Source organism: Streptomyces sp. NPDC111802, from assembly GCF_055634335.1.
This window is the reverse complement of the sequence record NZ_JBVKCZ010000004.1, coordinates 207,853-221,761: the sequence shown is the minus strand read 5'-3', so window position 1 is coordinate 221,761 and position 13,909 is coordinate 207,853. Positions and strand designations below refer to the sequence as shown.

Annotated in this window: 14 protein-coding genes; 7 read left to right on the top strand and 7 right to left on the bottom strand. The window is 70.5% G+C overall.

Annotated features, from left to right (window positions below; all coding sequences use genetic code 11):
• Positions 1 to 72 precede the first annotated feature (72 nt).
• On the top strand, positions 73 to 264 hold the full coding sequence (locus tag ACZ7NC_RS05840; RefSeq protein WP_471485231.1) for a hypothetical protein: 192 nt from the start codon (positions 73 to 75) through the stop codon (positions 262 to 264).
• 4 nt (positions 265 to 268) lie between these two features.
• On the opposite strand, the gene mscL is transcribed toward ACZ7NC_RS05840, so the two are convergent.
• The 6 genes from mscL to ACZ7NC_RS05810 all read right to left on the bottom strand — a co-directional run bounded on the left by mscL (position 269) and on the right by ACZ7NC_RS05810 (position 6,020).
• The gene (gene mscL, locus ACZ7NC_RS05835) at positions 269 to 727 is read right to left on the bottom strand and encodes a large conductance mechanosensitive channel protein MscL (RefSeq protein ID WP_471485229.1); all 459 of its coding nucleotides are present in this window, start codon (positions 725 to 727) and stop codon (positions 269 to 271) included.
• Between the two features lie 129 nt (positions 728 to 856).
• On the bottom strand, positions 857 to 1,405 hold the full coding sequence (locus ACZ7NC_RS05830) for a hypothetical protein (RefSeq protein WP_471485228.1): 549 nt from the start codon (positions 1,403 to 1,405) through the stop codon (positions 857 to 859).
• Positions 1,406 to 1,590: 185 nt separating this feature from the next.
• The gene (locus ACZ7NC_RS05825) at positions 1,591 to 2,433 is read right to left on the bottom strand and encodes an S-methyl-5'-thioadenosine phosphorylase (RefSeq protein ID WP_471485227.1); all 843 of its coding nucleotides are present in this window, start codon (positions 2,431 to 2,433) and stop codon (positions 1,591 to 1,593) included.
• Positions 2,434 to 2,513: 80 nt separating this feature from the next.
• A complete protein-coding gene (locus tag ACZ7NC_RS05820) occupies positions 2,514 to 2,831 on the bottom strand; it encodes an FmdB family zinc ribbon protein (protein WP_471485225.1) in 318 nt (105 codons plus the stop codon).
• Positions 2,832 to 2,898: 67 nt separating this feature from the next.
• The gene (locus tag ACZ7NC_RS05815; RefSeq protein ID WP_471485223.1) at positions 2,899 to 4,200 is read right to left on the bottom strand and encodes an MFS transporter; all 1,302 of its coding nucleotides are present in this window, start codon (positions 4,198 to 4,200) and stop codon (positions 2,899 to 2,901) included.
• Positions 4,201 to 4,493: 293 nt separating this feature from the next.
• On the bottom strand, positions 4,494 to 6,020 hold the full coding sequence (locus ACZ7NC_RS05810; protein ID WP_471485221.1) for a potassium/proton antiporter: 1,527 nt from the start codon (positions 6,018 to 6,020) through the stop codon (positions 4,494 to 4,496).
• A 228-nt stretch (positions 6,021 to 6,248) separates the two neighbouring features.
• Between ACZ7NC_RS05810 and ACZ7NC_RS05805 the strand changes: the two genes are divergently transcribed.
• Positions 6,249 to 9,008, top strand: a complete 2,760-nt coding sequence (locus ACZ7NC_RS05805; RefSeq protein ID WP_471485219.1) for a penicillin acylase family protein — start codon at positions 6,249 to 6,251, stop codon at positions 9,006 to 9,008.
• Positions 9,009 to 9,080: 72 nt separating this feature from the next.
• Here the strand turns inward: ACZ7NC_RS05805 and ACZ7NC_RS05800 are convergent, their stop codons facing one another.
• Positions 9,081 to 9,695 (bottom strand): 5-formyltetrahydrofolate cyclo-ligase, encoded by a 615-nt coding sequence (locus tag ACZ7NC_RS05800; RefSeq protein ID WP_471485217.1) that lies wholly within the window; start codon positions 9,693 to 9,695, stop codon positions 9,081 to 9,083.
• Between the two features lie 94 nt (positions 9,696 to 9,789).
• On the opposite strand from ACZ7NC_RS05800, the gene galU reads away from it, so the two are divergent.
• From galU to ACZ7NC_RS05775, 5 genes are all read left to right on the top strand, one after another.
• The gene (gene galU, locus ACZ7NC_RS05795) at positions 9,790 to 10,692 is read left to right on the top strand and encodes a UTP--glucose-1-phosphate uridylyltransferase GalU (protein ID WP_471485216.1); all 903 of its coding nucleotides are present in this window, start codon (positions 9,790 to 9,792) and stop codon (positions 10,690 to 10,692) included.
• A 4-nt stretch (positions 10,693 to 10,696) separates the two neighbouring features.
• Positions 10,697 to 12,019, top strand: a complete 1,323-nt coding sequence (gene glp, locus ACZ7NC_RS05790) for a molybdotransferase-like divisome protein Glp (protein WP_471485214.1) — start codon at positions 10,697 to 10,699, stop codon at positions 12,017 to 12,019.
• An 86-nt stretch (positions 12,020 to 12,105) separates the two neighbouring features.
• Complete coding sequence (moaC, locus tag ACZ7NC_RS05785) at positions 12,106 to 12,600, top strand: cyclic pyranopterin monophosphate synthase MoaC (RefSeq protein ID WP_471485213.1); 495 nt, start codon at positions 12,106 to 12,108, stop codon at positions 12,598 to 12,600.
• A complete protein-coding gene (locus ACZ7NC_RS05780; RefSeq protein WP_471485211.1) occupies positions 12,597 to 13,097 on the top strand; it encodes a MogA/MoaB family molybdenum cofactor biosynthesis protein in 501 nt (166 codons plus the stop codon). The genes moaC and ACZ7NC_RS05780 overlap by 4 nt, the downstream gene beginning before the upstream one ends.
• Positions 13,098 to 13,117: 20 nt before the next feature.
• A complete protein-coding gene (locus ACZ7NC_RS05775) occupies positions 13,118 to 13,765 on the top strand; it encodes a GNAT family N-acetyltransferase (protein ID WP_471485209.1) in 648 nt (215 codons plus the stop codon).
• The last annotated feature ends 144 nt before the right edge of the window (positions 13,766 to 13,909 follow it).

Genomic DNA, 13,909 nt, shown 5'->3' with positions numbered 1-13,909 from the left:
AATTTCTCCCGCAGGGAATCACCCGCGAGGCAGCGGCGGGGGCCGTCGTCGCGGGGGCCGTACCCTGGACGCATGAGCACCACCCCCGCCCCCGACGCCCCCGAGCCGCGTGAGCCCAAGGCCGCGCTGGTCTTCGACGACCCGCTGGACCAGCAGTCCTCGGACGACACGGACCGCGGGTGGGGCGAGCGGCCGGGCGGCTCCGGCGACAGCGCGGCCGACCTGAAGCGCTTCCTCGACGAGAAGCCGCCCCACCACCTCTGAGCCGCTACCGCTCGTCGTGCCCCGAACCGCGCTGGGCGACCAGCGCGTCGCGGATCTCCTTGAGTACCTCCAGCTCGGTCACCTCGATGACCTCCTGCGTGCCCTCCTTCGCCTTGCGGCGGGCCTCCATCCGGGCCAGGTACTTCGCCATGGGCAGCACCATCAGGAAGTAGACGACGGCAGCGGTGATCACGAAGCTGAGCGCGGCGCCGAGCACCGAGCCCCACAGGATCTGGATCCCCTGCTCGCCCTCGCACGTCGAGCTCAGGCACGAACTGTAGTGATCGAGGTTCTTGGTGCCGATCGCTCCGACCAGGGGACTGATGATCCCCTTCACCACCGCGTTCACGATGTTGGTGAAGGCTGCACCGATCACCACCGCCACGGCCAGATCGACGACGTTTCCGCGCATCAGGAAGGCCTTGAAGCCCTGCCAGACGCTCGGTTCCTTGTTCTCGCTCACTTCGGAGCCACCCCTCGCACACACACGTTGTGGAACAGACCGCTCCGCAACCTACGTCAGCGCTCGGCCGTTCTGTCCAATCGGTCCCCCGCATCGAACGACTTGACAGCGGGTCGCGCTTGATCCGGCTCAGCACAGCGTCACCACCAGCCGCGCCGTGGCGCTCGCGCCCGCGAGACGTGTCGCCGTGGCGCGCGGCACGGACAGCACCACCAGCGCCCCGCTGTCGGCAGCGGTGTCCAGCGGCTCGGGCACCCTTGTCACCCGCGCCCCGCTCGCGACCACCTGGGCGTCCCCGCCCGTCGCGGTCTCCTCGGCGGCGATCACATCGACCCGGTCGCCGGGCCGCAACAGCCGTACGGTGGCGCCGTCGGCGATCCGCACCGGCGCGGACACCCGCCCGACGACCCGGTGTTGGCGCACCGGCTCCGCCACCGGATGCCCGCGCGCCGGGTCGGCCTCCCGCGGGCCCGCAGCGACGAGCGCCGCCGCGGTCACGGCGAGCCCGGCCGCCACGGCCCGCCTCCGGTGCCGGCCGAGCCGGCGTGGTCGGTACCGCCCGCCGCGCACCCGCACCGGGGCGAAGTGCGGTACCTCGCAGGTGGCCGGGGCGTCCGTGCCCGGCGGTAGCGGAGCGAGGGGAGCGGAGGAGGAAGGGAACGACGGAGCAACGGACATGGGGACCACCACCAGCGACGACGGACGACGGAACTGCTTGCGAGCCCACGATGAGGCATCGCGCCGAAGCCCGTCGGAGCCCGTGGACTACCGATCGGTTGTGGACAAGTCCCCCACCCGAACGAGGAGTTCCGCCCGTCCAGCGGCCGTCTCCCCAGCGGCCGTCTCCCCAGGGGTGCGAGCCCTTACGGCAGCTCGAACCCCGGATCCATCCCGCCCAGCGCCGTGGTGCAGAGGCAGTCCCGCTCCTCGTTCGCCGGCAGCCCCGCCACCGCGTCGAACAGAACCCCCCGCAACCGGTCCACATTCGCCGCGAACACCCGCAGCACCTCGTCATGGGAGACGCCCTCGCCGGTCTCGGCGCCCGCGTCGAGGTCGGTGACCAGGGTCAACGACGTGTAGCAGAGCTCCAGTTCACGGGCGAGCGCCGCCTCGGGGTGGCCGGTCATGCCCACCACCGACCAGCCCTGCGCCTGGTGCCACAACGATTCGGCACGGGTCGAGAATCGGGGTCCCTCGATCACGACCAGGGAGCCGCCGTCCACCGGCTCCCAGTCCCGCCCGCGCGCCGCCTTCAGCGCGGCCGCCCGCCCGGTGGGGCAGTAGGGGTCGGCCAGCGAGACGTGCACCACGTTCGGCACGGTGCCGTCGGGCAGCGGCAGCCCGTCGAAGTACGTCCCCACCCGGGACTTCGTCCGGTCGACCAGTTGGTCCGGCACCAGCAGCGTGCCCGGCCCGTACTCGGGGCGCAGGCCGCCCACCGCGCACGGGCCGAGGACCTGGCGTACACCGAGCGAGCGCAGTGCCCACAGGTTGGCGCGGTAGTTGATCCGGTGCGGCGGCAGATGGTGGCCGCGGCCGTGCCGGGGCAGGAAGGCGACCCGCCGGCCGGCGATCTCGCCGAGGAAGAGGGAGTCGCTGGGCGGCCCGTACGGGGTGTCCACCTGTATCTCGGTCACATCGTCGAGGAAGGAGTAGAAACCGGAGCCGCCGATCACGCCGAGTTCGACGTTCGCCTTGTTCGCCATGTCCGCACCCTAACCGCACCCGCAAACGCCGAGGATCCTGTCGTCGGACGACGACAGGATCCCGTAAGAAGTGGTGGCCTCTACGCGGCGGAGCTGCTGGACGAGGTGCCGGTGCTCGACGTCTTCGAGTCCGAGGAGGACGAGGAAGAGGAAGAGGACGACGAGTCGGACGAGGAGGACGTCGACTTGGACGACGACGCCGGCGAGCTGCTCGACGAGGAGCCGCGGCTGTCGTTGCGGTAGAAGCCGGAGCCCTTGAAGACGATGCCGACCGCGGAGAACACCTTCTTGAGGCGGCCCTGGCAGTTGGGGCACTCGGTCAGGGCGTCGTCGGTGAACTTCTGCACCGCCTCGAGGCCCTCGCCGCACTCGGTGCACTGGTACTGGTAGGTGGGCACTGTCTTCCTCCTGGCACTCTCACTCGATGAGTGCTAACGACGGTCCATAGTGACGTATTCCAGCCGATCAGTCCACTGCTACCTGCACGCGGTGACCGACGCCACGTGCGACCGTACGGCTGCCGGCGCGCGGGACCAGCCGTGAGCGCAGCGCCACCAGGGTCGCGAGGGCGAGCAGCGTGCCGCCCATCGGCACCAGGAACCCGGCGCCGCCCCACAGGCGGTCCTCCAGCTGTCCGGCGACCGTCACGGCGGCGGCCTGGCCGAGCGCCACCGCACCCGTGAGCCAGGTGAACGCCTCGGTGCGGGCACCGGCCGGGACGAGACCCTCGACCAGCGTGTACCCGGTGATCAGCGCGGGCGCGATGCACATGCCGACGAGCAGTCCGAGGCCCGCGAGGACGAGCACCGAGTGCGCGGCCCACAGCCCGGACGCGGTCAGCGCGAGGGCGGCGTAACCGACGAGGAGGCGGCGCTGCGGGGCGACCTTCCACGCGATGGCTCCGCAGGTGATGCCGGAGAGCATGTTGCCCGCGGCGAAGGTGCCGTACAGGACGCCGTTGAGGCCCGGCTCGCCGATCGACTCGGTGAAGGCGGTCAGCGAGACCTGCATGCCGCCGAAGACGGAACCGATGCCGAGGAAGGCCACGATCAGCACGCGCACGCCGGGGATCCGCAGCGCGGGAGCGTGCTCCACGCGCGCGTGCCCGTCGACGGCGACCGAGGGCTGGGTGCTCTTCTGCGCGGCGAACAGCAGGCCGCCGAGCAGGGTGAGCGCGGCCTCCGCCACCAGGCCCGCGGCCGGGTCGACGGTGGTGCACAGGGCGGTGGCCAGCAGCGGGCCGACGACGAAGGTCAGCTCGTCGGTGACCGACTCGAAGGCCGCAGCCGTCGTCATCAGGGGCGAGCCCTGGAGCTTCACGCCCCAGCGGGCCCGCACCATGGGCCCGATCTGCGGGACCGAGGCGCCGGTCGGCACGGCCGCCACGAACAGCGCCCACAGGGGCGCCTGCGCCAGCGCGAGCGCCGTCAGCGTCAGACCCGACAGGACGTGCACGAGGACGCCGGGGATCAGGACGGCGCGCTGGCCGTAGCGGTCGGCCAGGCGGCCGCTGTAGGGCGCGAACAGTGCCATGGAGACGCCGGTGACGGCCGCGGCGGCGCCCGCCGCACCGTACGAACCGGTGGTGTGCTGCACCAGCAGCACGATGGAGATGGTCAGCATCGCGAATGGCTGGCGTGCCGCGAAGCCGGGGAGCAGGAACGTCCAGGCGCCGCGGGTGCGCAGCAGCTGTCCGTATCCGGGGCGGGCGGAGGCCGACGAGTCCTTCGACTCCTTCGACGGCTCGTGGGTGACCGTGGATGCCACGGCCCGTGCCTTTCTGCCGCCTGGTAGCGCGGCCCCTTCGGGTGGGGGGCGGCGCCGAGAGCTGTCCTCTTGCGCTGAACTGCGGTAGATACCGGCGCCCACTTTGAGGAAGGACGTCCCGGCCGCCATACGGTCGCGCCAGCTCTGCGTCAGGCAGAGTTGGTTCGATCTGGGTTACGCCTGCATAGTACAGGGAGAGCGGTTGTTGATCCTGTGAAAATGAGCACCATGCAGTGCCCCACCTGTGAATAGACCTACAGCAGGATCAGCTGGACCTACAGCAGGATCAGCGATCAACTCGTCCCGTTCGTCCCCAGCCAGCCGGCCAGCTTGCCCCCCGCGCCCACCGCGCGCAGCCGGCGCTCGGCGGCGTCCCGCACCGGATCCGTGGCGACCACGAGCAGCTCGTCCCCGCGCCGCAGCACCGTCGTGGGCAGCGGAACGAACGATTTTCCGTCCCGGACGACGAGGGTCACGGCGGCCCCCGCGGGCAGCCGCAGCTCGTTGATCTCCACGCCGTGCATCTTGGAGCCCTCGGGGATCGCGAAGGACAGCAGGTGCCCGCGCAGCCGCTCCAGCGGCGCCGACTCGATGCCGAGGTCGGCGGGCTCGGGACTTTGGCCGAGGTCCAGCTTGCGGCCGAGCCACGGCAGCGTCGGCCCCTGGATCAGGGTGTAGACGACGACAAGGACGAAGACGATGTTGAAGATGCGCCGGCTGTCCTCGACCCCGCCCACCATGGGAATCGTCGCCAGGATGATCGGCACGGCGCCGCGCAGCCCGGCCCAGGACATCAGCGCCTGCTCCCGCCAGGGGACCCGGAAGGGCGTGAGGCACAGCACGACGCTCAGCGGACGCGCCACCATGGTCAGCACCAGCCCGATGACCAGCGCGGGCAGGATGTCGTCGCCCAGCTCGTGCGGTGTGACCAGCAGGCCGAGCAGGACGAACATGCCGATCTGGGCGATCCAGCCGACCCCGTCGGCGAACCCGCGCGTGGCGGGCCAGTGCGGCAGCTTCGCGTTGCCCAGCACCATCGAGGCGAGATACACGGCGAGGAAGCCGCTGCCGTGCGCCATCGCGCCCGCCGCGTAGGCGGTGACGGCGATGGCCATGACGGCGATCGGATAGAGGCCGGAGGCCGGCAGCGCCACGTGTCTGAGGCCCCAGGAGCCCAGCAGGCCCACCGCGATGCCGATGGCGGCGCCGATGGCCAGCTCCAGGGCTATCTCGCCCACCAGCACGTACCAGTGCTCGATCGGCCCGTGCTCGGAGAAGGCGACCACCAGGATGACCACGGGGGCGTCGTTGAAGCCGGACTCCGCCTCCAGGGTGCCCGTCACGCGCGAGGGGAGCGGGATCTTGCGCAGTACGGAGAACACCGCCGCGGCGTCCGTGGAGGAGACGACCGCCCCGATGATGAGCGCCTGCCGCCAGTCCAGCCCGACCAGGTGGTGCGCGGCCGTCGCCGTGACCCCGACGCTCACCGTGACCCCGAGCAGGGCCAGCGCGGAGGCGGCCGGCAGGGCCGGCTTGATCTCCCGCCACTTCGTGCCCAGACCACCTTCGGCCAGGATCACGACCAGCGCCGCATAGCCGATGACCTGCGTCAGCTCGGCGTCGTCGAAGCGGATGCCGCCGATCCCGTCCTGGCCCATGAGCACGCCGATGCCCAGGTACACGAGCAGGCTGGGGAGCCCGCTGCGCGAGGAGATCCGGACCGCTGCGACGGCGACGAGCAGGACGAGCGAGCAGACGAGCAGGAGCTGGTTGAGGTCGTGGACAGTCAGCGGCCGTTCCCTTCCCTGGCTTACACGCACACGCGCGTGAGCTCACGTACATAGGACACGAAGTGGCGGTTCTCCGCACCCAACTACTTCGTTACCTTACCTAACTCTTGACGATTTCTTGACGCAGAGGGAGGCATGATCGAACGTCAGTCCGTGCTGGTTCCCTACTCCGCGTCAAGTCCGACCAAGCCCTGCGCCTATGGTTGCTCCAGCACTCCAGGACCGCCTGCCGCTCGCGTTAGGACAGCAAGGACAGCGATGCCCCCCAACACCACCGCCTCCACGGGTCAGCAGCCCGGCAAGTCCGGCAGGAAGAAGGGGCGCAGAGCCCGCCTGCTCGTCCTCGTGCTGGTGCTGGCCGTAGTGGCGGGCGTGGCCGGCGGGGCGTACTGGTCCATCAGCACCGTGCGCGCCTCGTTCCCGCAGACCAAGGGATCGCTCACGCTCGAAGGCCTGTCCGGGCCGGTCGACGTGAAGCGCGACGACTACGGCATCCCGCAGATCTACGCCTCCTCCGACGCGGACCTGTTCATGGCGCAGGGCTACGTCCAGGCCCAGGACCGGTTCTGGGAGATGGACGTACGCCGTCACATGACCTCCGGCCGTCTGTCGGAGATGTTCGGCAAGAGCCAGGTCGACAACGACGAGTTCCTGCGCACCCTCGGCTGGGAACGGACCGCGCAGCAGGAGTACGACAAGACGCTGTCGGCCTCCACCAAGAAGTACCTCCAGGCCTACGCCAAGGGCGTCAACGCCTACCTGGACGGCAAGGACAGCAAGGACATCTCCCTGGAGTACGCGGCCCTCGGCTTCACCAACGACTACAAGCCGGAGAAGTGGACCCCGGTCGACTCGGTCGCCTGGCTCAAGGCGATGGCCTGGGACCTGCGCGGCAACATGCAGGACGAGATCGACCGCGCCCTGATGACCAGCCGCCTCGGCCCCAAGGAGATCGCCGACCTGTACCCGGAGTACCCGTACAGCCGGAACAAGACGATCGTCCAGGCAGGTCAGTACGACGACGTCACCAAGACGTTCGCCTCGACGGGCTCCTCGGCCACCGCCGGCTCGTCCGCGGACGGCACCACGGGCGCGGGCTCCTCCTCCGGCTCCACCGGCCTGCAGGGCCAGCTGGCGGGCCTCCAGAACGTCCTGGACGACCTGCCCACGGCCGTCGGTGTGAACGGCAACGGCATCGGCTCCAACTCCTGGGTGGTCGCCGGGAAGCACACCATCACCGGCAAGCCCCTGCTGGCCAACGACCCGCACCTGTCGGCCGCGCTGCCGTCCGTCTGGTACCAGATGGGCCTGCACTGCCGCTCGGTCTCCAGCGCCTGCCAGTACGACGTCAGCGGTTACACCTTCGCGGGCATGCCCGGCGTGGTCATCGGCCACAACCGGAACATCGCCTGGGGCATGACCAACTCCGGCGTCGACGTCACCGACCTCTACCTGGAGAAGCTCTCCGGCGACGGCTACATGTACGACGGCAAGACGGTGCCCTTCACCACGCGCGAGGAGACGATCAAGGTCGCCGGCGGCACCGCCAAGAAGATCGTCGTCCGCGAGACCAACAACGGCCCTCTGCTGTCCGACCGCAGCGACGAGCTCGTCAAGGTCGGCCGCAAGGCCACCGTCGACACCGCCGCCCCCGACCGCGGCGACGGCTACGGCATCGCGCTGCGCTGGACCGCGCTGGACCCGGGCACCACCATGGACGCCGTCTTCGCCATGGACAAGGCGAAGGACTGGAACGACTTCCGCGCCGCGGGCGCCCTGTTCGACGTGCCCTCGCAGAACCTGATCTACGCCGACACCGAGAACCACATCGGCTACACACTGCCCGGAAAGATCCCCACGCGCGCGCAGGGCTACGACGGCTCCGTCCCGGCGCCCGGCTGGGACCGCAAGTCCCGCTGGACGGGCTACATCGACGACGACGAGCTGCCGTACGAGTACGACCCGGCCGGCGGCTACATCGTCACCGCCAACCAGGCCGTGATCGACCAGGCCAAGTACCCCTACACGCTCACCACGGACTGGGGCTACGGCGCCCGCAGCCAGCGCATCACCGATCTGATCCAGTCGAAGATCGACGACGGCGGCAAGATCTCCACCGACGACATGCGCCAGATGCAGCTCGACAACAGCAGCGAGATCGCCAAGCTGCTCGTGCCCAAGCTGCTGAAGATCGACATCGACGACAAGAACGTCCGGGACGCCCAGGAGCTCCTGCAGGGCTGGGACTACACCCAGGACGCCGACTCCGCGGCGGCCGCCTACTTCAACTCGGTCTGGCGCAACATCCTCAAGCTCGCCTTCGGCAACAAGCTGCCCAAGGAGCTGCGGGTCAAGGGCCAGTGCCTGCTGGTCGACCCGGTCAACACCACCGGGCCCGCGGACGAGACCGAGAAGGTGCGCGAGTGCGGTGAGCGCGACGCCGACCAGGCGCAGCCGGACGGCGGCGACCGCTGGTTCGAGGTCGTACGCAGCCTCATGGACGACGAGAACAGCGACTGGTGGACGACCCCCGACTCGGGCGCCCGCGAGGGCGCGGACCGCAACCGCGACGACCTGTTCAAGCGCGCCATGATCGACGCCCGCTGGGAGCTGACCGCCAAGCTCGGCAAGGACATCGACACCTGGAGCTGGGGCCGGCTGCACCGCCTGTTCCTGAAGAACCAGACCCTCGGCACCGACGGCCCCGGGTTCCTCCAGTACGCCCTCAACCGCGGCCCCTGGAAGCTCAGCGGCGGCGAGGCGACGGTCAACGCCAGCGGCTGGAACGCGGCCGGCGGCTACAGCGTCGTCTGGGTGCCGTCGATGCGCATGGTGGTCAACCTCGGCGACCTCGACAAGTCCAAGTGGATCAACCTCACCGGCGCCTCCGGGCACGCCTACAACGCCCACTACACCGACCAGACGGACAAGTGGGCCGACGGCGAGCTGCTCGACTGGTCCTTCACCGAGAAGGCGGTCGACGACGGTACGAGCGACACACTCGTGCTCAAGCCGTGACCCAGGGCTCCTGAACGGAAAGCGGCCTCCACACGCGCGTGGAGGCCGCTTTTCGCGTTCGAGCCGCCCGCGTCAGCCGAACCGCCGCACCCCCGACGGCGTCACCACCGCGTGCACCGGACGGTCGTGCGGCTCCTCGGAGACCCGCTCGACGACCTCGGAGTCGTACAGGAGCACCACGAGCGCGGGCCGGGCACCCGCGCGCTCCAGACGGGCGAGGACACGGTCGTACGACCCCCCGCCGCGCCCCAGGCGCAGTCCGCGCGCGTCGACCGCCAGACCGGGCAGGAGCACGACGTCGGCGCCGGTCACGGCGTCCGGGCCGAGGCGCTCGCCGGCCGGCTCGAAGAGGGCCATCCGCCCGCCGTGTTGGACACGGGCCAGGGAGTCCTTCCCCGTGTACGCGCCCCAGTCGAGGTCGTTGTCGGGCAGAAGGGCGGGCAGCAGGACCTCCACGCCCCGCGCGCGCAGCGCGTCGAGCAGCGCGAGCGTGCCCGGTTCGCTCCCCACGGAGACGTACGCCGCCACCACGCGCGCGTGCGCCAGCTCGGGCAGCTCCAGGGCCCGTACGGCCAGCGCGGCCGCCGTTTCCCGCAGGTCACCGTCCGGCAACCTGTTCCTCACCGCGAGGAGTTCTCGCCGCAACGTTCGCTTGTCAGGCTCGGCCGCGCGTCCGGCGTGACTCATGGGTCGCTCCCGTTCCCTTCCCAATGCGCTCATATGAGAGCCAATTAACCGGAGCCTCAGATTCCCTACAAAGGCACCGGATAAGGTGGCGGGCATGACTCAGTCCCACCCTCGGATCAGCAAGGCTGTCATCCCCGCAGCGGGTCTCGGCACCCGCTTCCTGCCGGCCACCAAAGCCACTCCCAAGGAGATGCTGCCGGTCGTCGACAAGCCGGCGATCCAGTACGTGGTCGAAGAGGCCGTGTCCGCCGGCCTCGACGACGTCCTCATGATCACCGGTCGCAACAAGCGACCGCTGGAGGACCACTTCGACCGCAACTACGAGCTGGAGTCCGCCCTTCAGAAGAAGGGTGACGCCGGCCGGCTCGCGAAGGTGCAGGAGTCCAGCGACCTGGCCACCATGCACTACGTCCGCCAGGGCGACCCCAAGGGCCTCGGCCACGCCGTCCTGTGCGCGGCCCCCCACGTGGGCCACGAGCCCTTCGCCGTCCTCCTCGGCGACGACCTGATCGACCCGCGCGACCCGCTGCTCAAGCGGATGGTCGAGGTGCAGGAGCAGCGCGGCGGCAGCGTCGTCGCGCTGATGGAGGTCGCGCCCGAGCAGATCCACCTCTACGGCTGTGCGGCCGTCGACCCCACCGAGGACGCTGACGTGGTCAAGGTGCACGACCTCGTCGAGAAGCCGGCCGCGGCGGACGCCCCGTCGAACTACGCGATCATCGGCCGCTACGTCCTCGACCCGCACATCTTCGACATACTGCGCAAGACCGAGCCGGGTCGCGGCGGCGAGATCCAGCTCACCGACGCCCTCCAACAGCTCTCGCAGGACGAGAAGGTCGGCGGCCCGGTGCACGGCGTCGTCTTCAAGGGCCGCCGCTATGACACCGGCGACCGCGGCGACTATCTGCGTGCCATTGTCAGACTCGCATGCGAACGTGAAGACCTGGGCCCGGACTTCCGGACCTGGCTTCGCAGTTACGTAGCCGAGGAGATGTAGCGAGTTGAGCACCGCCGCGCCCCGCCCCGCCGCCCAGGACCACCTCTGGTCGGTGGACGAACACCTGGAGGACATCCTCACGACCGTCCGCCCCCTCGAACCCATCGAGCTGCAACTGCTCGACGCCCAGGGCTGCGTCCTGGTCGACGACGTCACGGTGCAGGTCTCCCTGCCGCCGTTCGACAACAGCTCCATGGACGGGTACGCGGTGCGGGTCGCGGATGTCGCGGGCGCGAGCGAGGAGTTCCCGGCGGTCCTGGAGGTCGTCGGGGACGTCGCGGCGGGCCAGGCCGAGCCCCTCCATGTGGGCCCCGGCCAGGCCGCCCGCATCATGACCGGCGCCCCGCTGCCGCCCGGCGCCGAGACCGTCGTTCCGGTGGAGTGGACCGACGGAGGGCTCGGCGAGGGCCCGGTGACCGGGATGCGCGCCCGCAGCCTCGCCCCCGAGGGCGCGCACGGCCAGGTGCACATCCACCGGCCGGCCGAGGCACGCGCGCATGTGCGCGCGAAGGGCAGCGACGTGAAGGCCGGCGACCGGGCGCTGGAAGCCGGCACGGTCCTCGGCCCGTCACAGATCGCCCTGCTCGCCGCGATCGGCCGCGGCACCGTACGCGTACGCCCGCGCCCGCGCGTGGTCGTGCTCTCCACCGGCAGCGAACTCGTCCAGCCCGACGAGCAGCTGGCCGAGGGCCAGATCTACGACTCCAACAGCTTCACCCTGACCGCGGCCGCCCGCGACGCCGGCGCCATCGCCTACCGCGTGGGCGCCGTCGCCGACGACGCCGAGACGCTCCGGTCCACCATCGAGGACCAGCTCGTGCGCGCCGACCTCATGGTCACCACGGGCGGCGTGAGCGTCGGGGCGTACGACGTCGTCAAGGAGGCGCTGTCGCACGTCGCCGACGAGGACGAGGCGGGCGGCGGCATCGACTTCCGCAAGCTCGCCATGCAGCCCGGCAAGCCCCAGGGCTTCGGCTCCATCGGCCCCGACCACACCCCGCTGCTCGCCCTGCCGGGCAACCCGGTGTCGTCGTACGTCTCCTTCGAACTGTTCGTGCGCCCCGCGATCCGCGCCCTGATGGGCCTGGAGGACGTCCACCGGCCGCGCACGACCGCGACCCTCACCGCGGACAAGGCGCTGACCTCGCCGAAGGGACGCAGACAGTTCCTGCGCGGGACCTACGCCGACGGCGCGGTGCGGCCGGTCGGCGGCGCCGGATCACACCTCATCGCCGCCCTCGCGCACGCGGACTCGCTGATCGTCGTCCCCGAGGACGTGGAGAGCGTCGAGCCCGGCACCGAGGTCGAGGTGGTCCTGCTCGGCTGAGGGGCCCCGGTTGGCGGTACCGTGTCGCGCACAGCAGGCCCTCGCGCCGCACCGCGACGGGCCCGGACCGGGAGCGCCACACCAGCATGAGCACGCAGGATCCATCCCCCCAGGACCGACTCACGCACATCGACGACGCGGGCGCGGCCCGCATGGTCGACGTGTCCGGCAAGGACGTGACCGCGCGCACGGCCCGTGCCGGCGGACGTGTCCTCGTCTCACCCCGCGTGATCGAGCTGCTGCGCGGCGAGGGGGTCCCCAAGGGTGACGCCCTGGCCACCGCGCGCATCGCGGGCATCATGGGTGCCAAGCGCACCCCGGATCTGATCCCCCTGTGCCACCCGCTCGCGGTGTCCGGTGTGAAACTGGATCTGTCGGTCGCGGACGACGCCGTGGAGATCCAGGCCACCGTGAAGACCACGGACCGCACGGGCGTCGAGATGGAGGCCCTCACCGCGGTCACCGTCGCCGCGCTCACCGTGATCGACATGGTGAAGGCGGTCGACAAGGGAGCGGTCATCACGGACGTACGGGTCGAGGAGAAGACGGGCGGCAAGTCGGGCGACTGGAGCCGGGCATGACGTATCGCGCGCTGGTGGTCACCGCCTCCAACCGGGCCGCCGCCGGGGTCTACGAGGACAAGGGCGGCCCGCTGATCGCCCACGGCCTCAAGGGCTTCGGCTTCGCGGTCGACGGACCGCAGGTCGTCCCCGACGGCGACCCCGTGACGGCCGCCCTGCGCGCCGGCGTCGAGGCCGGCTACGACGTCATCGTCACCACGGGCGGCACCGGCATCTCGCCCACCGACCGCACCCCCGAGGCGACCCGCGAGGTGATCGACCACGAGGTGCCGGGCATCGCGGAGGCCATCCGGGCGTTCGGCAGGGGGAAGGTGCCGACCGCCGCGCTCTCCCGGGGCCTCGCCGGAGTGGCGGGGAGCACCCTGATCGTGAACCTGCCCGGTTCCAGTGGCGGGGTGAAGGACGGACTGGCCGTCCTGGAACCCCTCCTGATCCACGCCGTCGACCAGATCCGAGGCGGCGACCACCCCAGACCCAGCAGCGGGGGTGCGAGCTGAACACCCCATCCTGGCCCGTCGTGCTGGGGGACGGCGATGTCGTCCTCCGGCCGATAAAGATGCGCGACCAGCGGGCCTGGCGCGAGGTCAACCGACGCAACCGGGACTGGCTGCGCCCGTGGGAGGCGACGATCCCGCCCCCCACGCCCAGCGGGCCGATCGCGCACCGGCCGACCTACCGTCAGATGGTCCGGCATCTGCGCTCCGAGGCGCACGCGGGCCGGATGCTGCCGTTCGTCATCGAGTACCAGGGGCGGTTGGTCGGGCAATTGACGGTGGCCGGTATCACCTGGGGCTCGATGTGTTCGGGGCATGTCGGTTACTGGGTGGACGAGGCGGTGGCGGGCCGCGGGGTGATGCCGACGGCCGTGGCGCTCGTCGTGGACCACTGTTTCCGGACCGTTGGTCTGCACCGCATCGAGGTCTGCATTCGCCCCGAGAACAGACCCAGCCGCCGGGTCGTGGAGAAACTCGGATTCCGCGAGGAGGGGCTGCGTCCGCGATATCTCCACATCGACGGAGCCTGGCGCGACCATCTCGTGTTCGCGCTCACCGCGGAAGAGGTCCCGGAAGGGGTGCTCGCCCGCTGGCAGCGGACACGCTCGGAGAAGACGCAGCGCTCGAACCCGCAGAACACCCGGCAGAACTCGCAGGGGAATCCCGCGTAGCGCGGAAGCGGCCACGGAGACAGCCGGGGATGCGGCGGGGGAAGCGGTCTCGTAAATTGAATAAGTGTTCGAAATTGATCGACGGATGACCGGCTCAGGGCATTAAATTCGCTCCCCGAGCGGGCTGCTGATCGCATCGGTCAC